A 25,345-nucleotide genomic window follows, 5' to 3' on the forward strand; every position below is an offset into this window, starting at 1 on the left:
GAATTCGCTCCGCTGCATTCTTCGGCGAAAGTAACGAAATGGATCCTCGGGTCTGTGCGCGTCGCTTCGCTCCTTGCTTCGCCCGTGGATGACGAAGCGCTGTTGCCAATCCCCAACGTCGGTGAGACTTCCTACGCCTTCTCCCCCGCCTTCGGCCAATAGGTGCCGAAGGACCAGACATTGCCTTCCGGGTCGAGGCAGATGAACTCACGGCTGCCATAGTCGCGGTCAACCGGTTCCTGGATGATTTTCGCGCCGGCCTGCTTCGCCTTGGCATAGGCGGCATCGGCGTCGTCGACGGCGATGTAGATGGACTTGCCGCCGCCACCGCCGGGCTCGCCGACCATCTTGCCATAGTCGTCGTCGCGTGCCGTGCCCAGCATGATCATCGACGAGCCGAAGGTCAGCTCGGCGTGGTGGACGATGTCACCTTCGCCATAGCGGGCGCGGACCTCGAAGCCGAAGGCTTCGCCCAGCCAGTCGATCATTTTGGCGGCGTTTCTGTAGCGCAGCGCAGGATAGATACGGGGTGCTTCGGTTGACGAGGGCATGGCGATCTCCTTGTTCGTGTCGATGAACCCAATCTCGACCAAGGCTGTTCCGGCGTCTTGAAGAAATGTTACCTCAGCTCAGGCCTAGATCGACGCCGCGAGCGCCTTCGGTGTTTCGCCGGCAAACTGGCGGAATTCGCGCACCAGATGCGCCTGGTCGGCATAGCCGCAATCGGCGGCGATGCCGGCCCAGTCATCGTCCTGCTGCTTCGACAGGGAAAGCGCGCGGTTGAAGCGCACGATGCGCGACAAGGTCTTCGGGCCTATGCCGATCGCGTCGGTGAATTTGGCCGCCAGGTGCTTGCGGCTCCAGCCGATCTCGCCGGCAAGCGCCGCAATGCGGGTGCGGCCGCCCGATGCGATGACCGCCGTGTAAGCCCAGGCGATTTCGGGCGAAAGCGCATTCGCCTCCGCAAGGCGGGCGGCGATGAAGCTCTCGGCAATGTCGAAGCGCGCGTTCCAATCCGATGCCTCGCCAAGCCGTGCGCGCAATGCCATGCCGTCAGGGCCCAGCGCATCGTCCAACCCGACCATGCGGTCGCGCAACTCGCTCATCGGCAGGCCGAAGAACCGCCTGGCGCCAAGCGGCGTGAAATTGACCTGGACGCAGCAGGAGCCGCCGAAGGATTCGATCATGACCGGCCCGGCATACAGACCTGCGGCGAAACTGGCGTAGCGATCGTTGTCGCCCGGGCTGTGGCCGAGCCCGATGGCGAAGGCTTCGGCGAAGCTGATCACCAGCGGCACGGTCAGCGAAGCATATTCGACGATGCGGAAATGGCCGGGCAATGTCTCGCGATAGCCGCAGATATCCGTGACGATGCCCGCCAGCGAGGCGGCGGGCTTGCGCCGCACCATCTCGAAATGGAGGGTGGGAGAGCGGTTATCCTGTCGATGGCGCTCTGTCTCGTCGGACATGCCGAGAGCCTATCAGAACATGCTCGCAAGAATCAAAAGCGCCCGGCAGTGCCGGGCGCTCCGAGTTGCCTGAGATTGGCTATCAACGGTTTAGGCGCCGCGCATCAAACAGCCGGCGGCAAGCACGATATAGGCGATGAGCATGATCCAAACGGACGCAAGCGGAATGAATGCAAGAACGCCAAGAGCGGCGAGAAGGCCGATGACGGCGATGACCAACGAAATAATGAACACGATCTGGGTGGGTGCACTGAGATTCATGTCTGGTCCCTCCAACATGATTCGCAACACCCGAATTCTACCAGCATGCGCCTCACATACCAATGAGCCGGCGTAAGGGATTGGCCGGGTCGGCCAGCAGCTTCACAGCGAGAGCCAGGCAGACGACCACCAGCAACGGCTTGATCAGTTTGGCGCCGATGCGGATGGCAAGGCTCGCGCCGACACGGGCGCCGATGAACTGCGCCACGCCCATCATCAAGCCGATCTTCCAGTCGATGACGCCGACGGCGGCAAAGACCACGAAACCGCCGATGTTGGAAGCGAAGTTGAGCAGCTTGGTATGCGCCGTCGCCTTGAGCACGCCGTAGCCGGCAAGGGTGACGAAGGCGAGCATGTAGAAGGAGCCGGCGCCGGGACCGAAGACGCCGTCATAGAAGCCGACCAGCGGCGGTACGATCAGCCCGAACAGGAAAGGCGACAGCCGCTCGGCGCGGTCGACGTCGTCCATGTTCGGCTTCAGCGCGAAATAGAGAGCGATGGCGATCAGGAGCAGCGGCAGAAGGGCGCGCAGGAAATCGCCGGGCACGACGGTCGCCAACAGGGCGCCGACCGCGCCGCCGACAAGCGCCAGCAGCGCCGACGGCAGCTGGCGGCGCAGGTCGACCTGACCGTTGGCGGCATAATGGATGGTGGCCGAGCCGGAACCGAACATGCCCTGCAATTTGTTCGTGCCAAGTGCCGCGACCGGCGAAAAGCCGGCGAGCAGCAGCGCCGGAATCGTGATCAGCCCGCCGCCGCCGGCGATCGAGTCGACGAAGCCGGCGCCAAAGGCGGCGGCGATGAGGATGAGGACGGTCTGCAGGGTAAGGTCGATCATCGGGGAGGGGTGCTTGGAAGGAAGCCGCAGCTTCCATCACGCTCCACCAGTTTGCGCAAGACCAATTCCACGCCAGATCGGTTCGACGTTTCATGAATACGCCGAACCGATCTATTCTTCTTTCCCGCAATTCCAGATGGAAAACAGCTTCACACTTTTCCTGGAATTGCTCTAACAATCCAATCGGAATCGCAAAAGGGAGCTTGGTGGCGATGGCGCTGCTCGACCAGATACGTTCGATCTTCGACGGTGACCCGGGTGTGCGCAAGGTGGCGGACGACCCGGTGCTGTCGGCGGAACTCTTGATGCTGTTCCGCATGATCCTGGCCGACGGCTCGGTCTCGGAGAGCGAGATGATCGTCTTCCGGCGCATCTGCAGCGAAGCCTTCGGCATCCCGGAGGCCTCGATCGACAGCGTCATCGAATATCTCAACGATTTTGGCTACGAGACCAACGGTTCGCAGGCGATCGCGCTGTTCCGCGACCTCGATGTCGAGCGCCGAAAGCTGCTTGCGCGCCACATGGCCGAGATCGCCAAGGCCGATTCCAAGCTGGCGGAGAGCGAAGTCCGGCTCCTGCGCCGCACACTCGACCTGCTCGATATCAGTCCGGTCGATGTGGTGAAGCCGGAGGACTAAAGCAATTCCAGGAAAGCGTGAAGCGGTTAGGCTCGGCGACTTCGCCGTAGCCTTCCGTCCGGAATTGCGACAAACAAGGAGGCTGAACTACCCCTGTTCCTGCAGGCGCCGCGCGATGGCGCGGTGGAGGTCGGGCGCCGCCGCGACCAGCGCCTGCGCCGCTTCCGAGCGCGGATGGTCGAGCACATCGGCGGCCCGGCCGCGCTCGACGATCTTGCCTTCATGCATGACCAGCACCTCGTCGGCCATGGCGCGGGCGACCGTCAGGTCGTGCGTGATGAAGAGATAGGCGATGCCGAGCTTCTGGTTGAGCTCGGCGAAAAGGTCGAGGATCTGGGCGCGGATCGAGACGTCCAGCGCCGAGACCGGCTCGTCGGCGACCACCAACTTCGGCCGCGTGATGATGGCGCGGGCGATCGACAGGCGCTGGCGCTGGCCGCCGGAGAACTCATGCGGGTATTTGTCCATGTCGCGCGGCCCAAGGCCAACTTCATCGAGCGCATGCGCGACCATCTCGCGGCTCTCGGCCTTTGCCGGCTGCTTTTCCAGAAGATGCAGCGGCTCTGCCACCAGCTTCTCCACCTTCTGGCGCGGGTCGAAGGAGCCGTAAGGATCCTGGAACACCACCTGCATGTCGCGCCGGGCCGGCCTCAGCGCCGATTCCGGCCTGTCCGTGATGACCTCGCCGCGAAAGCGGATCGTGCCCGCCGTCGGCTTGTCCAGCGCGAGGATCATGCGGGCAAGGGTGGACTTGCCGCAGCCCGAGCGGCCGACCAGCGCCACCGATTGGGCGGGCTCGATGGTGAGCGAGACATCGTCGACGGCACGGATCGATGGCACCGGCCGAAACAGGGATATGCGCCCTCCCGAATAGTCCCGGCCGACGTTTTCGACTTCAAGCAAGGGTTTTGCCGAGCCGGCAAGGTGCGGTTTCGGGCGCGCCGGCACATGCATGGAGGCCAACGCCAGCTCGCGCGTGTAGGGATGCTGTTGCTCCGACAGCGTGCGTGCGGTGTCGCCGGCCTCCATCACCTCGCCGCGGCGCAGGATGATCAGGCGGTCGGCCATCTCGGTGACGACAGCGAGGTCGTGCGAAATGAGCAGCAGGCCGATGCGGTTTTCGCTGACCAGATCGCGCAGCAGGTCGAGGATCTGCGCCTGCAGCACCACGTCGAGCGCCGTCGTCGGCTCGTCGGCGATCAGCAATTTCGGTTTAAGCGCGCAGGCGATGGCGATGACGACGCGCTGGCGCTGGCCGCCGGACAGTTCGTGCGGGTAGCGCGACAGCGGGAATTTGGCCTCCGGCAGCCCGACGCGATCGAGGATCTTTCGCGCGCGGTCCTCGGCCTCGGCGCGGCCCGCCCTGGTGTGCCAGCGGATGCCTTCGGCGACCTGCTCGCCGATGGTCTTGACCGGGTTCAGCGCCGTCATCGGTTCCTGGAACACCATGCCGATGTCATCGCCGCGCAGGGCGCACATCTGGTCTTCGGTCGCGGCAAGGATATCGATGCCGTCGAAGGCGACGCGGCCTTCGGCGCGGGCCAGATGCGGCAAAAGCCGCATGATCGTCAGCGCCGTCATCGATTTGCCGGAGCCGGATTCGCCGACCAGGCCAACCACCTCGCCTGGCGCGATTGTCAGCTCGACGCCTTTGAGGATCGGCGTATCACCGATCGAAAGCGAAAGGTTTTCGATCTCGAGCAGGCTCATCTGCGCCGCCGCGATTTCGGATCGAGGATGTCGGCAATGCCGTCGCCGAGCAAGTTCAGCCCAAGCACGGTGATGACGATGGCCATGCCGGGGAAGATCGCCATCCAAGGCGCGGTCACCATGCGCGTCTGCGCGTCGAACAGCATGCGTCCCCAGCTCGGCATCGGCGGCTGGGCGCCAAGGCCGACATAGGAAAGCCCGGCTTCGGCGAGAATGCCGAGCGCGAACTGGATGGTGCCCTGGACCAGCAGCAGCGTGGCGATGTTGGGCAGGATGTGCTCGATGCTGATGCGCGTCATGCCCTTGCCGGCGGCGCGTGCGGCAAGGATGAACTCGCGCGGCCAGATGGCTAAAGCGCCGGCCCGCGCCACGCGGGCGAAGACCGGGATGTTGAAGATGCCGATGGCGATGATGGCGTTGACGGCGCCCGGGCCGAAGATCGCGGTGATCATGATTGCCGAGAGCAAGGCCGGAAAGGCGAAGACGAGATCGTTGACGCGCATCAGCGCCTCGTCGACTATCCCGCCGCGCGCCGCCGCGAAGGCGCCAAGCGGCACGCCGATGCCCATGCCGATGCCGACCGCGACCAGCGCCACGGCGATCGAATTGCGGGCGCCGACCATGATCATCGACAGGATGTCGCGGCCGAAATGGTCGGTGCCGAACCAGTGCGCCCAGGAGGGCGCCTGCGTCTTGTCGGCGATCACCAGTTTTGTGACGTCGTAAGGCGTCCACAGGAACGAGACGAGCGCGACGGCCACGATCAGCAGTGTGATGACCAAACCGATCAGGAAGGAACGGTTGCCAAAGGCCTTGGCCAGCACGCCGGCAAGGGTTTCCTCGGGCAGGTCGACGCGCATGGTCATTGCCGGCCTCTGAGGCGCGGGTCGACGATGGCGTAGGAGAAGTCGACAACGAGGTTGATCAGGATCACGGCGGCGACCAGCAGCATGACGATGCTCTCGACGACGATCAGGTCGCGCTGGGTGATGGCCTGGAAGATCAGCCGGCCCAGCCCAGGCAGGTAGAAGACATTCTCGATGATGATGGTGCCGGCCAGCAGGAAGGCGAATTGCAGGCCGAGGATGGTGAGCACCGGGATCATGGCGTTGCGCAGCGCGTGGCGCCACAGCACGGCGCGATAGGGCAGGCCCTTGGCGCGCGCGGTGCGGATATAGTCTTCGTTGAGCACCTCGATCAGCGCCGAGCGGGCGACACGCGCCAGGATCGCCGCCTGCGGCAACGCAAGGGCGACGGCCGGCAAGATCAGGGACTTCAGCGCCGTCCAGATACCGGCGCTCCAGCCCGGAAAGCCACCGGCCGGCACCAGACGCAGCCAGACGGCGAAGAGGTAGATCAGCATCAGCGCGAACCAGAAATTGGGCACGGCGACGCCGAGTTGGGCGGCACCCATGGCGAGCGTGTCGCCGGCGCGGCCCTGGCGGCTGGCGGAGAAGACGCCGACCGGAATGGCGATGACGGTCGATAGCGCCAGCGCGATCAGCGCCAGCGGCAGGGAGACGACGACGCGCTCACGCACGAGGTCGATGACAGGCACCGAATAGGTGTAGGAGCGGCCGAAATCGAGGCTGAGCAGCCCTGCCGCCCAATGCAGGTAGCGCAGGACCAGCGGCGCGTTCAGCCCCATCTGGTCGCGCAGCAATTCAACCTGCTCGGCGCTGGCATTCATGCCCAGCATCAGGCGCGCCGGGTCTCCGGGAAGGATCTCCATGACCGCGAACACCACCATCGAGGCCAGCACGAGCGTGAGGGCCGCGATGATGAGGCGCTTTACGAGGTATGCGGTCATGGAGGCGATCGGGCGATCGCGCCGGCCTCAATCCGTCCACTTCACTTTGGTGAGATCGTCAGCCTCGATCGGCCAGTTCGTCCACATGCCCTGCAGCTTGGCGTCCCAGACGCCGATCTTCGGCAGTTCGAACAGGTACACGGCGGGGACGTCGTGCGCGAGAATCTTCTGCGCCGCACCCAGCAGCTCCAGCCTCTTGTCCTTGTCAACCGTGGCGCCGAGCTGCTCGATGACATCGTTGAACTTCGGATTGTCATACTGGAAATAGTAGCCGGGCCGCGAATAGATATCGATGTCGTTCGGCTCGACATGGGAAACGATCGTCAGGTCGTAGTCCTTGTTGGTGAAGACCTGGCTCAGCCACTCCGCCCATTCGACCGGAATGATCTGCAGATTGACCCCGATCTCCTTCAGTTGGGACTGAATCACCTGGCCGCCATCGCGTGCGTAAGGTACGGGCGGCAGCTTGATCGTGGCCGAAAAGCCGTTCTCCAACCCCGCTTCCTTCAGATACTCCTTGGCCTTGGCGATGTCGTGCGGGTAGACGCCGGTGAGATCGACATAGCCCGCATCGCCTGGCGAAAAATGAGAGCCGATCGGCTTTCCAAGACCGTTCGAAGCTGCGTCGATGATGGCACTGCGGTCGATCGCCGAGGCGAGCGCCTGCCGCACCGCAAGCTTGTCGAAAGGCGGCTTCTTGTTGTTGATCGACAGGATTGTCTCGCCCTCGGTCGAGCCGATCACGACGCTGAAGCGCGGATCGGACTGGAGCTGTGCAAGCGCGTCCTGTGCGGGCATGTTGGCGAAAGCCTGGATATCGCCCGAGAGCAATGCGGGGACAGCCGCGGCGGCGTCGGGAACGATGCGGAATGTCGCCTTGTCGAGCGTGGCGGGTGTACCCCAGTAGTCCTGGTTCTTGACAAGCGTGATCTCGGAACCCTTGGCCCAGTGATCGAGCTTGAACGGACCGGTGCCGATCGGCTTGTCCTTATTGCCGTCGGCCGATCCCTTCCCCACGATCACCGCCGCAACCTGGCCCATGTCGTAGAGGAAATTGCCCTGCGGACCGTCGAGAGTGACCTTGACCGTCGCTGGATCGAGCGCCGTGACATCGGCGATGTGCGCAAAGAGCGGCTTTTGCGGATTGAGCGTATCCTTGGCGCGCGCTCGGTCCAGCGAGAATTTCACGTCGTCGGCGCTGAAGGCCGAGCCATCGTGGAACTTCACGCCGGAATGCAGCTTGAACGTGTAGACCTTGCCGTCGTGGGAGACGGCCCAGGTCTCGGCGAGACCGGGCTGAACCTGGCCCTTGTCGTCGATGCGCGTCAGCCCTTCAAAGACATTGGCATAGGTGATTTCGCCAATGGCCGCGGCCGCGCCGGCAGTCGGATCAAGATGCGGCGGCTCAAGCACGATGCCGAGCGTGAGATCGGTGCGGGCGGCAAAGGCCGACGTGGCGGCGGCAAGCGACAGCACGGCCGCGGCCAGGATGGTCTTCCACAGTTTCATCGTTGAACTCCCATTTGCTCAAACGTGCTCAAGCTGGCGGATAGAAGCGTGATTTCGCGCGCGAGTAAATCGCGTTTCATGCTGCCTTGCCGCGCCGGGGGAAAAGTTTTTCCACCTCGTCCCGATCAGTCCGTCGTTCCTCTCAAAAGCACATTGAGGCCGATCGCCATCACCTTGGCCGATTCCACCATGTCGGCGATGCCCACCCATTCGTCCGGCCTATGCGCAAGGTCGAGAATGCCCGGGCCATAAGCGATGCAATCGTAGAGGTGGCCGATGCGCGCGACATGCTTCTGGTCGTAGGTGCCGGGCGAGATCACGTAGTCGGGCTCGCGCTCGAACACCGCCATGATGCCTTTCGCGACAGCCTGCACCACAGGCGCGTCGCGCTCGGTCATCAGCGGCAGCACCTCCATCAGGTCGCGGATCTCGTAGTCGAATTTCTTGCGCTCGCGCTTCAGCCGCTCGAGGATGCCCGTGACTTCGCCTTTGACGGCGGCGATGTCCTCTTCGAGCAGAAAGCGCCGGTCGATGGTGAGCCGGCAGGAATCCGGTACGTTGGGCGAGGGAAGCCCCGGCCGGAAATCCTCGGTCTGGCCGCCATGGATGGAATTGATGTTCATGGTCGAGCGCCTGGCGCCTTCCGGCACCACCGGCATGCGCGTCATCTTGCGGTCGAGGGCCGGGAACAGCTCGTCCTCGAAGGCCTGCAGCACGGCGCCCATATGGCGTACCGCATTGTCGCCGAGGAACGGCATCGAGCCATGCGCGATCTCCCCCTTGGTCTCGATCTCGGCCCACCAGACACCGCGATGGCCAAGGCAGATGCGATCCTTGTTCAGCGGTTCGGGGATGATGACGTGGTCGACTTTCGGCTTCGAGAAATAGCCGAGCCGCGCCAGATGGGCGACGCCGCCGAAACCGCCGGATTCCTCGTCCGCCGTGCCCGATATCTCGATGGCACCGGGGAAATCGGGATAGACTTCCATGAAGGCTTCGACGGCGATGACGGAGGCGGCCAGGCCGCCTTTCATGTCGCAGGCGCCGCGGCCATAGACCCTGCCGTCCTTCACCACGCCGGCAAAGGGATCGACGGTCCAGCCCTCACCGGCCTCGACCACGTCGATATGCGAGTTGAAATGCACGCAGGCGCCGGGCGAGCGGCCGTCGAAGCGGGCGACGACATTGACGCGCGGGTAGCGGTCGCTGTCGCCGGGCGCGCCTTCGGCACGGATGAACTCGGTTTCGAAGCCGCGTTTCCAGAGACGCGCGCCAAGAAACTCGGCGCATGGCCCGTAGACCTCGCCTGGCGGGTTGACGGTCGGAAAGCGGATCAGGTCCGCGGTCAGCGCGACGAGGTCGTCGACCCGGTCCTCGACCGCCTTGAGAAGTCGTTCATTCATCCGGCGGATTGAAGAAGGAACGCAGCGCTTTTGCAAGCAAGCAGTCGCTCATTGCCACACGACGGTTCGGGCATGGCCCAACGCCCGCCTAAACTTCAGAGGGTGCGTGTTGCTGCGGCAACTATACCGGGAAAATCGATCAAATTCATCGCATTGGATTGGCAGAATCGTCAACGAGTGTGTGCTACTTAACGCATCTGCCGGCAAAAAGATGGAAAAACCGCGCGAATGGCAGGGGGCAATCAAAGGGGTTTGATCGCATGAAAAAGTTCGTTCTCATGGCAACCGTGCTGGCAACCGCGTTGTTCGGCATGTCCGTCGCAAGCCGGGCGGCCACGCTGGTCGCCAATATCGACGTCTCGTCGCAGACCATGACCGTCAGCAAATACGGCCAGGTGGTCTATCGCTGGAGCGTATCCACTGCGCGCAAGGGCTATTTCACCCCGCGCGGCAGCTACCGGCCGCAGTGGACGGCCCGGATGTGGTATTCGCGCAAGTACGAGATGTCGCCGATGCCCTATTCGGTGTTCTTCCACGGCGGCTACGCCATTCACGGCACCGGGTCGGTGAGAAACCTCGGGCGCCCGGCCTCGCACGGCTGCGTGCGCCTGCATCCGGCCAACGCCGCGACCTTCTATGCGATGGTCAAGGAAGTCGGCTTCGGCAACACGCGGATCGTCGTCGCCAACTGATCCGGGGCTGCGGAGCGACCGGTTACTGGCCGGCTGTCGCCTTCGCCTGTCCGCGTTTGCGACGACGCCCGCTGATTTCCCAGCGCTTGTGGAACCACATCCACTGTCCAGGGTCCTCACGCACCCAGCGCTCGACCACATCGGTGAGCAGCTGGGTGGTGGCAGCGACGTCGACGCTGGCGCCTTCGGTGCGCGGCAAGGTCAACCGGTCCTCGATTTCCAGACGGAAGCGGTTGCCCGGCAGCCTGACGCAGCGGGCGGGGTAGACATCGCAGTCATAGTGACGGGCCAGCATGCCGAGCATCGGGTTGCTCTGGCACCGGCGGCCGAAGAAAGTCGTCTCCACGCCGCCCGAGAATTTCTGATCGACCAGCACGCCGATATTGCCGCCCCTTTCCAGGATGGCGGCAAGGGCGAAGGACGCGCCGGCGGCGGAGGGCAGCAGGGCGCCCATCGAGGAGCGGCGCGTCGAGTGGATGTAGTCGGCCAGATAAGGGTTGTTCGGCGGGCGAAACAGCGCCGTGATGTTCATGCCGAACGTGGCGGCGGCCACCGGCAGCAGCTCGAAATTGCCGAGATGGCCGGTGAACAGGATATGCGGCTTCTTTTCGCCGGCGATCTCGAGGAAATGCTCGACGCCGCGCACCTCGACCCGGCCCGGCTTCGAAGCGTTCGGATCGAAGTCGAACAGCGCGTCGAGGAAGATGTACTCGGCCGCGAGGCGGGCCATGTTGCCCCACATGTCGCGCGCGATGGCTTCGATCTCGGCGTCGCTCTTTTGCGGATAGGCAAGGCGCAGATTGTTGACCGCAATGCGATGGCGCCCGACCATCGGACCGATGCGGCGGGCGATGCGGTCGGCGAAGTTGAGCGCGCTGTCCGGCGGCAGAAGGCGCAGCAGCGAGAGCAGAACGATAGCGAGCTTCGCGACCAGCCAATGCTCCAGCTGGCGCAGTCGCCGGCCGTAGCGGAACATGAAGTCCCGGCGGGCTTTCCTGAACACCTTGCCGACCATCTGTCCTAGGAAACGCGCAGGATGATCTTGCCGAAGACGTCGCGGCCTTCCATGCGCTTCAGCGCGGCGTCGATGTCGTCGAAGCCGACTTCGGTATCGATGACCGGGGCAACGAGCCCCGCCGCCATCTTCTGCATGGCGTTGGCCATGTTCTCCATGCGGCAGCCGAAGGAGCCGAGCAGTTTCAGCTGCTGCTGGAAGAGCTGCATCAGGTTGACTTGCGTCGACACGCCGGAGGTCGAACCGCAGGTGACGAGACGGCCGCCGCGCTTCAAGGACAGCATGGAGCCGGCGAAGGTGTCGGCGCCGACATGCTCGAAGACGACGTCGACGCCCTTCTTCCTTGTCAGCTTGCGCACCACGCCTTCGAAACGATCCTCGCGGTAGTTGATGACATGATCGGCGCCAAGCGCCTTGGCCTTGTCGATCTTGTCGTTCGAGCCGACCGTGGTGATCACCGTGCAACCCATCTTCTTGGCGAGTTGGATGGCAGCGGAGCCGATGCCGGAGCCGCCGGCATGGACGAGAACGGTTTCGCCCGGTTCCAGCTTCGCGTTGTCGAACAGCATGTGCTCGACCGTGCCGAAGGTGACCGGAGCGACCGCCGCGCCGATTTCGGTGACGCCGGGAGGCGCGGGCACCAGAAGGCGCGCCGGCAGGTTGATCTTTTCCTGGGCGAAGCCATCGAGATGGAAGCCATGGACGCCGGAAACATGCTCGCAGAGATTGTCGCGGCCTTCGCGGCAGGCACGGCAGAGCCCGCAGGTGCGCGCGCCGTAGATCGACACCAATTGGCCCGGCAGAAGGCCGGAAACGCCAGGGCCGACCGCTTCGACCTCGCCCGAGGCTTCCGCCCCGACGACCAGCGGCAGCTTGCGCTTGGCGAACGCCATGCCGCGCCAGCCCCAGACGTCGATATGGTTGAGCGCCACCGCCTTGATGCGGAGCGTCACTTCGCCCAGCGAAGGCGGCGGGGGAGGCGGCAGGTCCACCGTTTCAAGGCGGCGGTCCTCGATAAGTTGCAATGCGCGCATGTGGCCTGTCAGGTTCTGCTCTAAAGCGCGATGCGCTTTAGTTCTTTGTTTCATGCATGTCGTTGTAGCAAAACCGATTTCACTTTTGCGCGACATGCATTAGCGGAAAAAATCCGCTTAGACCGGTTCCCGCGCCATGACAAGGCAGGTGTTCTGGCCGCCGAAGCCGAAGGAATTCGACAAAACCGTGCCGACTTCGGCGTTGCGCTTCTTGTTCGGCACGACATCGAGCACGATAGCCGGATCGGGATTGTCGTAGTTGATCGTCGGCGGGATGACGCTTTCGCGCATGGTCAGCAGCGAAAAGGCGGCCTCGACCGCGCCGGCGGCCGACAGCGTGTGGCCGATCATCGACTTGTTGGACGAGATCGGCATCGAGCCGATGCGCTCGCCGAAGACGGTGGACAGCGACAGGTGCTCCATCTTGTCGTTTTCAGGCGTCGAGGTGCCGTGCGCGTTGACGTAATCGATCTCGTCTTCGCCAAGGCCCGCATCGGCAAGGGCGGCACGCACGGCCGCGATAGCCGGCGAGCCGTCGGGCTTGGAGCGGGTGCGGTGGAAATCGTCGGCCTTCTCGCCGCAGCCGCGCATGATGCCGAGGATCGTCGCGCCGCGCGCAAGGGCGGCTTCCAGCGATTCCAGCACAAGCGCGCCGGAGCCTTCCGCCAGCACGAAGCCGTCGCGGTCCTTGGAGAAGGGCTTTGAGGCCTTCTCGGGGATATCGTTGTGGGTGGAAAGGGCCGAGAGCAGCGAGAAGCGGATCAGCGCTTCGGCGGTTGCCGAGCCGTCGGCGCCGATCGACAGCGCCTTGTCGCATTCGCCGCGACGGATCGCCTCGACCCCGAGCTGGATGGCGGTGGCGCCCGAGGCGCAGGCGGTCGACAGCGTGATCGGCAGGCCGCGCGTGCCGAAGCGGTCGGCCAGCCGGTCGGCGATCGAGCCGAACTGCGTGGTCTCGAAGACATCCAGCTCCTTCAACCCGCGCGCTACGCGCAGCAACCTTTCGGCACCAGCGTCCTGCTTGTCGGAATTATAGAGCGAGAAGCGGTCGGTCCAGTCGAGCTCGACCGGCGGCGAGGCCAGGAACAGCGGGCCACCGAAATCGCCGGACTCCAACCCAGCCTCCGAGACGGCTTCCTGGGCCGCGGTCTCGGCCAGCTCGTAGGTGAGGTGGCTGGCGCCCTTAGAGCTCGACGGCAGGAAGTCGACCATGCCGGAAATGCGGGTGTTGAGCTGATCGACCGGAAAGCGGGTGATCGGATGGATGCCGGATTTGCCCGAGGTCAGCGCCGCCCAGTTGTCTTTCTTGCCGACGCCGAGCGAGGTCACCACGCCGATGCCGGTCACGGCGACGACAGGCCTGCCCATATGGTCTCGGAGATTGGCCATGTTTGCGTCTCTTTCTAGGCGGCCTTGATCAGCCCCAGGCCCTCGAATTGGTGATAGCCGATCGCCGTTGCAAGGACGCTATTGGGCGCGCCCTCGAATTGCCGTTCCACTGTGGCATCGAAGACAGGATAGGCGGCCCTGCGGTCGACGGCCATTGCCGCGAGCGCAACCGCAAAGGGGAATTGAGCCTCCTTCATATGGCCGGTCAATGTCGAGAAGGCACGCACGGCCAAGGCCGCGTTGGCGTCGAGCACCGCCTTTTCGGCCGCCGTCGCGGCGTGGGCGCCGGAGGCGGCGGAAATCGTCAGCAGATCGCCGTCGGGAAGGGAGGCCTGCTTCAGCAATGCGGCGATTTCGGCATTCAGTTCACCGCGCCGGCGCCTGGCGCGGCCGGAGATGACGGGGCCAAGTTCGGCGTAGATCTTGCGGCCCCGGTTTTGCGCGTGCTCGCGCTGTTCCAGCACCAGGAAGGCGCCGCCGGAGCCCGTCACCACACCGCCGCCTTCGGCGCCCTGGCGTTGCCAGACCGGCTTCCATGGGCCGCGATGCAGGTAACCGGCCAGCTCATAGCCGAGCAGCATGTCGGAATGCTCGGTCTGAAAGGCGCCGCCGACCAGAACATGGGTCGACTGTCCCGAGCGGATGCGCGCGGCCGCCGTCTCGACGGCCGAGACGCCGGCGCCTTCCTCGCCCATGAAGGTGCGGGAGGAGCCGGTGACCTTGTGAACGATCGAGATGTTGCCGGCGAGCAGGTTGGAGAGCTGGGCCAGGAACAGGGTCGGCCGCAGTTCCGTGGTCAGCTTCTCGTTGAGCAGCACGTCGCGGTCGTTGCGGCTCTCGGAGGCCGCGAGGATCGCGGCATCGACGGCTTCGTCGCGCTCGCCGCCACCGGCCGCCACCACCATGTCCATGGTCGTGCAAAGCTCGTCGTCGCCCTTGATGCCGGCGTCATCCAGCGCCAGACCGGCGACATAGGTGCCGAGGCGCTGCCAGGTTTCCATCTGGCGCTGGTCGCCGCGCTTGGCGATCTGCAGGTTCCAGTCGATCTCGGGCAGGGGATGGATGGTGTAAGGCGCAAAGCGCTCTGCCTCGAGCACCGGCTCAAGGCCCGGTCGGGTGAGCTTCTGCCAATGCGCATCCGGACCCTCTCCAAGCGAAGAGACAAGGCCGATGCCGGTGATGACGACGTCGTGAGAACTCATGGGCGGCTGTTGTGGGTCAGCTGGCAGGGCGCGTCAAGACCGCGCCCGAGCCGGCTCAGGCGGCCTTGGCCGCGACCAGCGCGTCGATCTTGGCGCACAGGTTCTTCATGACGAAGTAGTCGTCGGTCGAGGCCTTGCCGTCATTGACCTCCTGCGTCCACTTCTCGAGCGGCACCTTGATGCCGAATTCCTTGTCGATGGCAAAGACGATGTCGAGGAAATCGAGGCTGTCGATGCCGAGATCGTCGATGGTGTGGCTCTCGGGCGTGATGGTGTCGATATCGATCTCGCTGGTGTCGGCAATGATCTTGGCGACTTTCTCGAACGTGGTGGACAAGGGCTCTTCCTTCGGTTGCGGGCGGAATCTGTCCGCATCTTGTTTGGGCGCTGTCTAATCGGTTTTTCCCGGCAGGAAAAGGCCTGATGCGCCGGGGCAGATGGGATGCCGGCTTTGGGAACGCAAGAAGGGCCGCCGGTCGATCCGGCGGCCCTTCCCATTTTACGCAACGTCAGCTTTCTATTCCGATGCATGTCGTTGTTCCAAAACCGGAACCACTTTTGGGCGACACGCGTCAGTCGCGGAGCTTGACCAGGTCGTTGAGCAGCCCGCCCGTCCCGTTGTGGACGGTGAGCCGCTCGACCTTGCCGGCGATGGTTTCCAGAGCCTCGAGCTCCTTCAGCCGCAGCATCACCGGGTTCTCGGCCATCACCTTGGCGGTGTTGAGCAGCGAACGCGTGGCGTTCGTCTCCTCACGGCGCCGGATGACGTTGGCCTCGGCCTGCTTCTCGGCCGCGACCACCTGGTTGAGGATCTCGCGCATATCGCCCGGCAGGATCACATCCTTGAGGGCGATATCGCTGACCTCGACGCCGATCGCGGCCATGTCGTCGCGCACCTTGGCCGCCGCGTCCTCGTCGACCGTCACCTTCTTGTCGAGGATCTGGTCGAGCGTGAGCGCGCCAAGCGTCTTGCGGAAGGCATACTGCAGGGCGCGGTAGAGGGCTTCGGAGAAGTCCTTCACCGTGCTTACCGCCTTGACCGGATCGACGACCCGGTATTCGGCGGCGATGTTGACGCGGATCGTCACGCGATCCCTGGTCAGCATTTCCTGCCCGGCGACATCGAGCGACTGCCGCTTGATGTCGACGACCTTCACCTGGACCATGCGGCCGACACTCCAGAAGGCGTGCACGCCCGCTTCAAGCGTGCGGGCAAAGACGCCGTCCACGAAGAGCAGCCCGACCTGGCCGTCCACGACCGGATTGACGAAGATGTGCTCCGCCTTCCGGGCCTGGCCGATCCGGCGCATCAAGTCCGGATCGACGGCGAGATCGGCTGCCGTATCGACAGACGTCACCTTCCACGGTCCGGCATCGGTCCAAAGCACGAGCTTACGGTCGGGAGCCAGAACAGCATGGAGGGCGCCGTCGCGCTCGATGACGGCGACGTCCGTGCGCCCGGTGCGAGCGACGGTGAAATGACGCGCGGCCACGTCCGGGAGCTTGTCGAACAACGCCTTCTCGTATGCCGAAACGAATTCGGGGTTCTTCAGGTCGTGCCTGGAGATTTCCAGGTTTCCGCGCCGGTTGGCGAGCCAATGTTCGCCCGGCATCAGGATCGCCTGGATCTCGCCCTTGTAGAGGGCGACGGCACGTTCGTTTTCCTTCACGAGGACGCGCTGGCGTCCAAGAAGCTTTTCGAGAATGGTCTTCATTGTCTTACTCCTGTCGGGCATGGCCCCATGCGAGGCGTCACGTCATGCGTCGATCATCCTTTCGTTTTCTCGTTTCACGTCGTCGTACTTCATGTCCTGGGCACGAATGATCCAGGGACCGGTGGCATCGATCCGCGGCGGGCCTTCGGGAGCGGATCGCGGGGCGGCGAAGCGGGCGCCGGAAGCCGAAGCTTCCCTTGCCGGCCGCGCCGCGCCTTGATCGTCACCGCGGGCCTGGCCGCGAGCCGATGGCGCAGAACATCGCCGCCGGGCAAGGCCTAAGCCCTGCCGTCGTTGAAGTCCTCGCATTCCGGTCCCCGGACCGATTTTCGAATAACACCGTGCAGGGTGCTGGCTTTCGAGGCCAATGGAGAAGGATTCGAACCTTCGACCGTCAGATTATGAGTCTGATGCTCTACCCAACCTGAGCTATCCGTGGTGCTGATGAAGGGACTCGAACCCCCGACCTCCGGACCCCAATCCGGCGCTCTCCCTCTGAGCTACATCCGCGATCCCAATCCCCGAAACGGCGCCGTATACAGGGCGGCAAAGCCGCCTGCACGGGCGGAGACGAAAGCTCCAACCGTTGTGCTCGCTTCGGTTTTCGTGACCGGGAGCGCGCCTATAGACCCTGCGACGGGTTGTCGCAAGTGGCATGTCGCGGCGGATTTGCAGCTTCTTCCAGATGTGGCATTTCGGCCACGGTAGCGAGCCGCGCCCTCAGAAAGTGACGCGGCCGAGCACCTTGAGGCCGTCGCCTTCCGGCGCCACCACCACGGCTTCGCCCTCGCGCGGCGTTACGCCGGTGAGCGCCTCGATGTTTTCCAGATGCGTGACCAGCACCAGATTGTCGGAGCCGGAATAGCCGCGGATCTCCTTCATGACCGCTTCCATTTGCGCGGCCTTTTCGGCCGGGTCGGTTTTCAGCAGGTCGAGCGGCGCGAAGGGCTGCGGCTCGGCTTCGAAAGCAATGCGGGCAGTGTCGAGGCAGCGGCAGTAGCGGCTGGAGAGCACGTGATCGATCGGGGCCGCGCGCGCCGCGACCAGCGCGCCGATGCGGCTTGCCTGCTGCTTGCCGCGCTCCGACAGGTTGAGCTGCGTGGCGCAATTGCCGATGTCGAAATTGGCCGGGTCGGCAGCTCCGGTGACGAAGGCATGGCGAAGCAGCACGACATGGCCGCCATCGCGCAGCAACGCCCAGCCGGCGTCTGTCGCGTGTGCAAGGCTCGGAGCGGCCAGGAGAAAAAGCGCCAGAACAATTCGCAGCATCGGAAGTCCTTTGGCGGCCCGGCGGGGGGCCAAGACCGTGATCGGCATATAGGGATCGCAAAGCCGGCCGGAAAACAAGCAGCGGCCCTGGAGATAGGCGCGCGGCGCCAATTGCATGGCGAACAGGGCTCGCCTATCACGGGAAAAATGTCTCCGCCCAGAAAATGACTCCGCTTACCGAAACCGTCCTCTTCGTCTTCAGCCTTGTGGCGCTCGGCTACCTGGCCGGGCTCACCTTCTATCTGAAGCCGGCGAGCGGGGAGGGCATTTCCGAATTCGCCGTCAACGTGGCGATGCCGTTGCTGCTCTTCCAGACCATGGTCAAATCGGATTTCCATGGCGTCACGCCTTGGTCGCTGTGGTGCGCCTATTTCGCGGCCGCGGCCATCACCTGGGCCGCGGGCCATCTGGTGATGACGCGGCTGTTCAAGCGAGATGCGCGCGCGGGCATCGTCGGCGGCGTGTCGTCGGCCTTTTCCAATGTCGTGCTGCTCGGCGCGCCCTTCATCCTCGGCATCTTCGGCGCGAGCGGCTTCGAGGTGCTGTCGCTGCTGGTCTCGGTCCACCTGCCGATCATGATGATGGCATCGATCGTGCTGTTCGAGATGTTCGGGCGCGGCAGCGGCGAGACGATCCATCCGCTGCGCGTCGTCAAAAGCTTCCTCAGGCGGCTGTTCGTCAATCCGCTGATCATCGGCATCCTGGCGGGGCTCGCCTGGCGCCTCACCGGCGCGCCGCTGCCGGACCTTATCGAACGGCTGGTCGACACGCTCGCCGGCACGGCCGGTCCGGTGGCGCTGTTTGCCATGGGGCTCAGCCTGCGCCGCTTCGGCATCTCCGGCAATATCCGGCCGGCGCTGGCATTGTCTGGACTGAAACTGTTCCTGATGCCGGCGCTGGTGCTGGCGTTCGTGTGGCTGCTCGGCCTGCCGCCGCTGACTGCCAAGGTCGCCGTGGTGGTTGCAGCACTCCCTTCGGGCATCAATTCCTACCTGATCGCCGTCCAGTTCAACACCGGCCAGGCGCTGGCCTCGAACCAGATGACGCTTGCCACCGCAAGCGCGGTGGTGACCATGTCGTTCTGGTTGACGGTGGTCATCCACGTCTTCGGATAAGGGATGTCGTTATCAGCTGAGGCCGGCCTGCAAACACCGATTTCCTGCGCTTCCGGTGCTCACGTACTTCAGGTACGCTCCGCTCCGGTTCTCGGAAATCGCTATTTTCGGCTCGGCCTGACCTGAATCTCAACATCCCTCCACCAATCTCGCACGCAAGCAATCCGCGCTCGCCTTTGCTGGCCCAACCCCTATATGCCATCTTGTGATTGCTTGCCCGCCTTTCCCTAGGTAAGAGCAATGCGCCAGCGTGCGGCTCTTGAGCACGCTTCAACGGATATCCAGAAAAACGGCCGATCAGCGCGCCGAACGGAGGCCAGACCATGCTTCAGAAAACCAGTCATTTCATGCGCCAGGCCAATCTCATCAATGGTGAATGGGTGCAGGCCGACAGCGGCCAGACCATCGACGTCAACAATCCGGCGACGGGCCTCAAGATCGGCACCGTGCCGAAGGCCGGCAAGGCCGAGACCCGCCGCGCCATCGAGGCCGCCGAGGAAGCCTTCAAGAGCTGGCGCAAGACCACCGCGCTCGAGCGCTCGAAGCTCCTGCGCAAGCTGCATGACGCGATGATGGACAATCAGGACGTGCTGGCCGAGTTGCTGACCATCGAGCAGGGCAAGTCGCTCGCCGAATCCAAGGGCGAGATCGGCTCGGCCGCGGCCTACATCCTGTGGTTCGCCGAGGAGGGTCGCCGCGTCTATGGCGACATCGTGCCGTCGCCGTGGGGCGACCGCCGCATCCTGGTGACCAAGGAGCCGGTCGGCGTCATCGCCGCCATCACGCCGTGGAACTTCCCGTCCTCGATGCTCGCCCGCAAGATCGGCCCGGCTTTGGCCGCCGGCTGCACGGCGGTGGTCAAGCCCGCCTCGCAGACGCCTTATTCGGGCCTCGCCTGGGGCGCGCTCGTCGAGGAAGTCGGCTTCCCGAAAGGCGTCGTCAATGTCGTGACAGGTTCGGCTGGCGAGATCGGCGACGAGATCTGCGCCAATCCGTTGGTCAAGAAGATCACCTTCACTGGCTCGACCGAGGTCGGCAAGATCCTCATCCAGAAGTCGGCAACGACGGTCAAGAAAGTGTCGATGGAGCTCGGCGGCAATGCGCCGTTCCTGGTCTTCGACGACGCAGATGTCGACCGGGCGGTGGCCGGCGCCATCACTGCCAAGTACCGCAACTCCGGCCAGACCTGCGTGTGCACCAACCGCTTCCTGGTGCAGGCCGGCATCTACGACAAGTTCGTCGAGAAGCTGGCGGCGGCCAGCAACAATCTGAAGGTCGGCTCGGGCCTGGAAGAAGGCGTGCAGCAGGGACCGCTGATCGACGAGAAGGCTGTCGAGAAGGTCGAGGAATTCATTGCCGACGCTACCTCGAAGGGCGGCAAGGTCGTCGCCGGCGGCAAGCGCCATGCGCTGGGCGGCTCATTCTTCCAGCCGACTGTCATTGCCGACGCCACGCCGAAGATGCGCTTCATGAAGGAAGAGATCTTTGGGCCGATCGCGCCCGTGTTCAAGTTCGAGACCGAGGAAGAGGCGGTCGCCTTGGCCAACGACACCGAGTTCGGCCTCGCCGCCTATTTCTACACCGGCGATCTCGGCCGCGCCTTCCGGGTCATGGAAGGCCTGAAATACGGCATGGTCGGCGTCAATGAAGGCCTAATCACCACGCCCGAGGCGCCGTTCGGCGGCGTCAAGGAATCCGGTCTCGGCCGCGAAGGCGGGCATCAGGGCATCGAGGACTATCTCGATACCAAATATGCCTGTTTCGGCGGCCTCGGACTCTGATATCGATCCTTGGGACAGGGCAGGCGTTTGGCCTGCCCTTGCCGGATGATGCGCCGTCGGCCTAAATCCACGGATCAGGAAATGACATTTCGGGCATGGCGATGAAAGACGGCGAGGTCTTCGGCACGACGCAGGCGGGCGAGGCTGTGCGCCGCTTCACCATTCGCGGCGGCGGCATCACCGCCAACATCATCGGGCTGGGCGCCATCGTCCAGGATCTCAGGCTCAGCGGCCACGATGCGCCGCTGGTGCTGGGCTACGACCGTTTCGAACCCTACGAGACCGACCGCGCCTTCTTTGGGGCCGTCGTCGGCCGCTTTGCCAACCGCATTGGCGGCGGCCGCTTCACCATCGCCGGCAACCGCTACCAGACCGAGCAGAATTTTCTCGGCATGCACACGCTGCATGGCGGCTCGGAAGGCTTTTTCCACCGGCCATGGACCGTCTCGCTGCACGGCCGCGATTTCGTGACGCTGACATTGCACGATCCGGACGGCACCATGGGATTCCCGGGCGCGCTCGACGTCACCTGCACCTACCGACTGAAGATCCCCGGCACGCTCAGCATGGAACTGACCGCAACCTGCGAGGAGCCGACGCTCTGCAACCTCGCGCAGCATTCCTATTTCAATCTCGACGATGGCGGGGCGGGCGACATCCTCGACCATCGGTTGATGCTCAACGCCGGCGCCTACACGCCCGTCGATGACGAGATGATCCCGACCGGCGCGGTGAAGCCGGTCGACGGCACGCCTTTCGATTTCCGGCAGGCGCGGGCGCTGCGCATGGAAATGGAAGGCGAGCAGCTTCGCTATGACCTGAATTACTGCCTGGCCTCCAGCCGCGGGCCGCTACACCAGGCTGCCTGGGTGCAAGGCGCCAATTCCGGCGTCGAGATGGAAGTGTGGACCACCGAACCGGGACTGCAGCTCTATAGCGGTCAGTTTGTCGCGCCGACATCGCCGGGGCTCGACGGCCGCCGCTACAGGGCGTTTTCGGGCCTCTGCCTCGAAGCGCAGACCTGGCCTGACGCGCCGAACCGGCCCTATTTCCCGCCGGCGACGCTGTGGCCGGGACAGATCTATCATCAGGTCACGGAATATCGGTTCCGCTTACCTTAAAGTTTGCCGATGTTGAAGTGATGTCTGCATAACCTTCGACAGCGCTTAACTGTCGAAGGCCATCCGCAAAGTCTCGAACGGAGCTAGCGCACCGCGAACCTGCACGACCGCGGCGGCGACTTTATGGGCGCGGCGGACCGCGTCGGCGGGCGCATGGCCGGCAAGCCGCGCAGCGAGATAGCCGCCATTGAAGGAATCGCCGGCTCCCGTGGTGTCGACAGGGGCGGCCACATGCACCGCGTCAACGGCTTGCGAAGCGCCGTTCAGCGCAATCAGGGCCGGCTGCTCGCCGTTCTTGACCACGACCTCGCCGGTCAGCTTGCCAAGGCGCTCCGCCGTTGCCTGTGGCGTCGAATCCCCGAACAGCATCTGCTCGTCAGGAAAAGTCGGCAGCGAGATGTCCGCCACGGCAAGCGCATCGATGATCGCGGCTTGGGCTATCTCACGGGTTGGCCACAGACGCGGCCGATAGTTCGGGTCGAAGGCGACGAGCGAACCGGCCTTCCGGGCCGCAACTATAGCCGTCAGCAAAGTTTTCCGCGCGGCCTCGTCCAGAATTGCCAGGGTGATTCCGGAAAAATAGACAAGCGCCTGGTTTTCAAGGCTTTTTGCGAGCGCGGCCGGATCCGAGGAGAGTTGGCGCGCGGCCGCGTCGCTTCGCCAGTAGGTGAAGGCGCGCTCGGCGCCGGTGAGCGTTATGGCGTAAAGGCCGGGGCGAGCGCCGGCAATGACCGGACTGTTGCCGACGCCTATGCCGTTCTCGGCAAGGAAGGCGATCTGATCGCGCGAGAAGGGGTCGTCGCCGAAGGCCGACACATAGGTCGCGGGCCGATCCGGGCTCAAGGCGTGCAACGCCCAGAGCGTGTTGAAGGTATCGCCGGCAAAACCCATGCGCCAGTCCCGGCCGGTCTGGCCCGACAGTTCCAGCATGCATTCGCCGATCGACGCGATACCCTTGGCCATGCCGGGCTTGTCCCTTCCTAAGATCCTGTTGCTGTAGCTTTTTGCGGCCGGCAGCGCCATGCTTGGCTAGCGGCGAATTTTGCGCCAGAAGCGATTTCCCACAGGCAGGGCGGGACGCCACAAACGGCCCGCGACGTTAGCAGCCGAAGAGGAACGGGTTTGGCATCGATATGGCGTTACATTCTTGCGGGCCTCGGCCTAGCCGCTCTGCTGATCGGCATCGTGGCCGCGGTCTATCTGATGCTGCCGCAATCGGCGTCCGGCCCGGACATTTCACGCTCCAAGAAGACGGCGAACGGCCTGTTCGTCGCGAGCTTCGAGCCGGAACGCGGGGTGATCCGGCAGGGCGAGCTGCAGTCCTGGCTGCTGACGCTGAAGACCGCCGCCGGTGCGCCGGTGGAGGGGGCAGCCATCACCGTCTCCGGCGGGATGCCGCAGCACGATCACGGCCTGCCGACCAGTCCGCAGGCGACCGATTACCTCGGCGACGGACGCTACCGCATCGACGGCGTGAAGTTCACGATGAGCGGCTGGTGGCAGCTGCACTTCGGTATTTCGGCGGCGGCCGGGTCCGATTCCGTCGTCTTCAACGTCGTGTTGTGAGCGGGCGATGAGACGGCTGGCCAGCGTTGCAGGTCTGCTCGCATTGGCGACGCTCTTGCTCCTCGGCGGTTGCGGCAAGCCGCAGTTCAGCGATGCGGAGAACAAGACCATCGCCTCACTGGCGTTGAACACCTTGCCCTCGCTCAAACCCGACACCACGAACCAGTATGCGGATGTGCCGGCCGCCGCCGCGCTTGGCTCGACGCTGTTCTTCGATGTCGGCATGAGCCGCGACGGGACGGTGTCCTGCTCGACCTGCCACAAGATCGACCGCCAGTTCCAGGACGACCTGCCGCAGGCGGTCGGCGTCAGCCGCACCAACCGCCGCACCATGCCGCTGGCAGGCGTGGCGCGCGATCCCTGGTTCTTCTGGGACGGCAGGCGCGACAGCCTGTGGGCGCAGGCGCTGACGCCGCTCGAAAATCCGCTGGAGCAGGCAGGCAACCGGGCCGCTTTCGCGCATTACATCAAGAAGCGGTTCGGCGAGCGCTATGAACGTATCTTCGGGCCGCTGCCGGACCTTTCGACCGTGCCGGCCAATGCCAGCCCTCTCGGCACGGATGCCGAGAAGGCGGCGTGGAACGCCATGCCCGCCGGCCAGCAAGACGACGTCAACCGCGTTTATGCCAATATCGGCAAGGCGATCGCCGCCTTCGAACGGTCGATCGAGCCTCAGCAAACGCGTTTCGACCGTTTTGCCATCGATCTCGCGACCGGCGCCAAGCCGGTAGGGGATGCGGTGTTTTCGCCGGAGGAGGTTCTTGGGCTGAAGCTGTTCATCGGCAAGGCCAATTGCGTCACCTGCCACAACGGGCCGCGCTTCACCGACAACTCCTTCCACAACACCGGCGTGCCGCCCGTCGACGGCTTGCCGCCGGACCGCGGGCGTGTCGATGCCGTGGCGCAGGTAGAGGCCGACCCTTTCAACTGTCTGGGCAAATTCCGTGACGGCGACGAAAGCGCCTGCCGCGAGCTGCGCTTCATGGTCAAGGACGGTCCGCAGATCATGCGCGCCTACAAGACGCCGTCGCTCAGGGGCGCCGCAAGCCGGCCGCCCTACATGCATGCCGGCCAGTTCTCGACACTCGACGAGGTGGTGGCGCATTATTCGAAAGCGCCGCTTGCCGTCGAAGGCGTTTCCGAAGTGCACTCGCTCGACCTTTCCGAGCGCGAGCGGGCGGCGCTGGTGGCTTTCCTGAAAACGCTGTCGGATTAGCGGTCCTTCACCGTTTCCATCGCCACGAAGGTCGAGGTCTGGGCGACGTGGGGCAGGGCCGATATGCGCTCGCCGAGCACCCGCCGATAGGCGGCGATGTCGGTGGTGCGGACCTTCAACAGATAGTCGAAGCTCGAGGCCATCATGTGGCACTGCTCGATCTCCGCCACGCCCTGCACCGCGCGGTTGAAGGCGTCGAGCGCCGCCGAACGCGTGTCCGACAGTTTCACCTGGACGAAGGCGACGTGGCCTTCACCCATGCGCTCGCGGTCGATGACTGCGCGGTAGCCTCTGATATAGCCGTCCTTCTCCAGCCGCTTCACGCGTGCCTGAACCGGTGTCTTCGACAGGCCGACCTTGCTTGCAAGTTCCGACATGGAAAGCCGGCCGTCGCGCCCAAGCGCGGTCAGGATGTTGCGGTCGATGCGGTCCAATTGGTCTTCAGTCATCGATATTGCAGTCAATACGATTGAAAGAATACCTATATGATAGATCGAACGGACTGCCTTGTCGATTTCTTTGGACCGGCTGAAATTTCGCAGCTGTGTTAGCTTGCGCCATTCGGTCCGGTGATCGCCAGACCGCTCACTCA

Annotated in this window: 25 protein-coding genes and 2 tRNA genes; 7 read left to right on the plus strand and 20 right to left on the minus strand. The window is 64.2% G+C overall.

Annotated features, from left to right (window positions below):
• Positions 1-131 precede the first annotated feature (131 nt).
• From FJW10_RS27465 to FJW10_RS27480, 4 genes are all read right to left on the minus strand, one after another.
• Positions 132-551 (minus strand): VOC family protein, encoded by a 420-nt coding sequence (locus FJW10_RS27465; RefSeq protein WP_140902397.1) that lies wholly within the window; start codon positions 549-551, stop codon positions 132-134.
• An 84-nt stretch (positions 552-635) separates the two neighbouring features.
• A complete protein-coding gene (locus tag FJW10_RS27470; RefSeq protein ID WP_140902398.1) occupies positions 636-1,469 on the minus strand; it encodes an AraC family transcriptional regulator in 834 nt (277 codons plus the stop codon).
• Positions 1,470-1,559: 90 nt separating this feature from the next.
• The gene (locus FJW10_RS27475; RefSeq protein ID WP_108702979.1) at positions 1,560-1,730 is read right to left on the minus strand and encodes a hypothetical protein; all 171 of its coding nucleotides are present in this window, start codon (positions 1,728-1,730) and stop codon (positions 1,560-1,562) included.
• 52 nt (positions 1,731-1,782) lie between these two features.
• On the minus strand, positions 1,783-2,568 hold the full coding sequence (locus FJW10_RS27480) for a TSUP family transporter (protein WP_140902399.1): 786 nt from the start codon (positions 2,566-2,568) through the stop codon (positions 1,783-1,785).
• 206 nt (positions 2,569-2,774) lie between these two features.
• On the opposite strand from FJW10_RS27480, the gene FJW10_RS27485 reads away from it, so the two are divergent.
• Positions 2,775-3,206: a TerB family tellurite resistance protein gene (locus tag FJW10_RS27485; RefSeq protein ID WP_140902400.1), complete on the plus strand. Its 432-nt coding sequence runs from the start codon at positions 2,775-2,777 to the stop codon at positions 3,204-3,206.
• A gap of 87 nt (positions 3,207-3,293) precedes the next feature.
• Here FJW10_RS27485 and FJW10_RS27490 read toward each other — a convergent pair whose 3' ends face one another.
• The 5 genes from FJW10_RS27490 to FJW10_RS27510 form a co-directional block, all read right to left on the minus strand.
• Complete coding sequence (locus FJW10_RS27490; RefSeq protein WP_140902401.1) at positions 3,294-4,916, minus strand: dipeptide ABC transporter ATP-binding protein; 1,623 nt, start codon at positions 4,914-4,916, stop codon at positions 3,294-3,296.
• Positions 4,913-5,782 carry an ABC transporter permease gene (locus FJW10_RS27495; protein ID WP_140902402.1) on the minus strand — a complete coding sequence of 290 codons (870 nt, stop codon included), beginning with the start codon at positions 5,780-5,782 and terminating at the stop codon, positions 4,913-4,915. Before FJW10_RS27495 ends, FJW10_RS27490 begins: the two co-directional genes overlap by 4 nt.
• Positions 5,779-6,726, minus strand: a complete 948-nt coding sequence (locus FJW10_RS27500; RefSeq protein WP_140902403.1) for an ABC transporter permease — start codon at positions 6,724-6,726, stop codon at positions 5,779-5,781. Before FJW10_RS27500 ends, FJW10_RS27495 begins: the two co-directional genes overlap by 4 nt.
• Positions 6,727-6,753: 27 nt before the next feature.
• Entirely contained in the window at positions 6,754-8,235 is a 1,482-nt protein-coding gene (locus tag FJW10_RS27505; RefSeq protein WP_140902404.1) for an ABC transporter substrate-binding protein, read from the minus strand.
• Between the two features lie 125 nt (positions 8,236-8,360).
• Positions 8,361-9,638 (minus strand): acetylornithine deacetylase/succinyl-diaminopimelate desuccinylase family protein, encoded by a 1,278-nt coding sequence (locus FJW10_RS27510; protein ID WP_140902405.1) that lies wholly within the window; start codon positions 9,636-9,638, stop codon positions 8,361-8,363.
• Positions 9,639-9,898: 260 nt separating this feature from the next.
• On the opposite strand from FJW10_RS27510, the gene FJW10_RS27515 reads away from it, so the two are divergent.
• Positions 9,899-10,330 carry a L,D-transpeptidase gene (locus FJW10_RS27515; protein ID WP_140836351.1) on the plus strand — a complete coding sequence of 144 codons (432 nt, stop codon included), beginning with the start codon at positions 9,899-9,901 and terminating at the stop codon, positions 10,328-10,330.
• Between the two features lie 22 nt (positions 10,331-10,352).
• On the opposite strand, the gene FJW10_RS27520 is transcribed toward FJW10_RS27515, so the two are convergent.
• The 9 genes from FJW10_RS27520 to FJW10_RS27560 form a co-directional block, all read right to left on the minus strand.
• Positions 10,353-11,345: a lipid A biosynthesis lauroyl acyltransferase gene (locus tag FJW10_RS27520; protein ID WP_140902406.1), complete on the minus strand. Its 993-nt coding sequence runs from the start codon at positions 11,343-11,345 to the stop codon at positions 10,353-10,355.
• Positions 11,346-11,350: 5 nt separating this feature from the next.
• Positions 11,351-12,379: a zinc-binding dehydrogenase gene (locus FJW10_RS27525; protein ID WP_140902407.1), complete on the minus strand. Its 1,029-nt coding sequence runs from the start codon at positions 12,377-12,379 to the stop codon at positions 11,351-11,353.
• Between the two features lie 117 nt (positions 12,380-12,496).
• Entirely contained in the window at positions 12,497-13,768 is a 1,272-nt protein-coding gene (locus FJW10_RS27530) for a beta-ketoacyl-ACP synthase (protein ID WP_140836343.1), read from the minus strand.
• Between the two features lie 14 nt (positions 13,769-13,782).
• Positions 13,783-14,970 (minus strand): beta-ketoacyl-ACP synthase, encoded by a 1,188-nt coding sequence (locus tag FJW10_RS27535; protein ID WP_140902408.1) that lies wholly within the window; start codon positions 14,968-14,970, stop codon positions 13,783-13,785.
• Between the two features lie 55 nt (positions 14,971-15,025).
• Entirely contained in the window at positions 15,026-15,307 is a 282-nt protein-coding gene (locus FJW10_RS27540) for an acyl carrier protein (RefSeq protein WP_027167184.1), read from the minus strand.
• A gap of 235 nt (positions 15,308-15,542) precedes the next feature.
• Positions 15,543-16,685: a slipin family protein gene (locus FJW10_RS27545; protein ID WP_140902409.1), complete on the minus strand. Its 1,143-nt coding sequence runs from the start codon at positions 16,683-16,685 to the stop codon at positions 15,543-15,545.
• Between the two features lie 364 nt (positions 16,686-17,049).
• Positions 17,050-17,119 (minus strand) — tRNA-Met (locus FJW10_RS27550).
• A gap of 2 nt (positions 17,120-17,121) precedes the next feature.
• Positions 17,122-17,195 (minus strand) — tRNA-OTHER (locus tag FJW10_RS27555).
• 210 nt (positions 17,196-17,405) lie between these two features.
• The gene (locus FJW10_RS27560) at positions 17,406-17,954 is read right to left on the minus strand and encodes a histidine phosphatase family protein (RefSeq protein WP_140902410.1); all 549 of its coding nucleotides are present in this window, start codon (positions 17,952-17,954) and stop codon (positions 17,406-17,408) included.
• 164 nt (positions 17,955-18,118) lie between these two features.
• Between FJW10_RS27560 and FJW10_RS27565 the strand changes: the two genes are divergently transcribed.
• The 3 genes from FJW10_RS27565 (at position 18,119) to FJW10_RS27575 (ending at position 21,971) form a co-directional block, all read left to right on the plus strand.
• Entirely contained in the window at positions 18,119-19,069 is a 951-nt protein-coding gene (locus FJW10_RS27565) for an AEC family transporter (RefSeq protein ID WP_140902411.1), read from the plus strand.
• Positions 19,070-19,392: 323 nt separating this feature from the next.
• Positions 19,393-20,850, plus strand: coding sequence for an NAD-dependent succinate-semialdehyde dehydrogenase (locus FJW10_RS27570; RefSeq protein ID WP_140647661.1), 1,458 nt, complete (start codon positions 19,393-19,395; stop codon positions 20,848-20,850).
• Between the two features lie 95 nt (positions 20,851-20,945).
• Entirely contained in the window at positions 20,946-21,971 is a 1,026-nt protein-coding gene (locus tag FJW10_RS27575) for an aldose epimerase family protein (protein ID WP_140902412.1), read from the plus strand.
• Between the two features lie 45 nt (positions 21,972-22,016).
• Here FJW10_RS27575 and FJW10_RS27580 read toward each other — a convergent pair whose 3' ends face one another.
• The gene (locus tag FJW10_RS27580) at positions 22,017-22,934 is read right to left on the minus strand and encodes a sugar kinase (protein ID WP_140902413.1); all 918 of its coding nucleotides are present in this window, start codon (positions 22,932-22,934) and stop codon (positions 22,017-22,019) included.
• Between the two features lie 159 nt (positions 22,935-23,093).
• Here FJW10_RS27580 and FJW10_RS27585 point away from each other — a divergent pair, with 159 nt between their 5' ends.
• Both FJW10_RS27585 and FJW10_RS27590 read left to right on the plus strand, forming a co-directional pair.
• On the plus strand, positions 23,094-23,537 hold the full coding sequence (locus FJW10_RS27585) for a FixH family protein (protein ID WP_140902414.1): 444 nt from the start codon (positions 23,094-23,096) through the stop codon (positions 23,535-23,537).
• A gap of 7 nt (positions 23,538-23,544) precedes the next feature.
• Positions 23,545-24,753 (plus strand): cytochrome c peroxidase, encoded by a 1,209-nt coding sequence (locus FJW10_RS27590; RefSeq protein WP_140902415.1) that lies wholly within the window; start codon positions 23,545-23,547, stop codon positions 24,751-24,753.
• On the opposite strand, the gene FJW10_RS27595 is transcribed toward FJW10_RS27590, so the two are convergent.
• Positions 24,750-25,202 carry an Lrp/AsnC ligand binding domain-containing protein gene (locus tag FJW10_RS27595; RefSeq protein WP_140902416.1) on the minus strand — a complete coding sequence of 151 codons (453 nt, stop codon included), beginning with the start codon at positions 25,200-25,202 and terminating at the stop codon, positions 24,750-24,752. The two genes, FJW10_RS27590 and FJW10_RS27595, sit on opposite strands and share 4 nt — an antisense overlap.
• Positions 25,203-25,345 lie beyond the last annotated feature (143 nt).

This window comes from Mesorhizobium sp. B4-1-1, from assembly GCF_006439375.1.
In the GTDB taxonomy this organism is placed as follows: domain Bacteria; phylum Pseudomonadota; class Alphaproteobacteria; order Rhizobiales; family Rhizobiaceae; genus Mesorhizobium.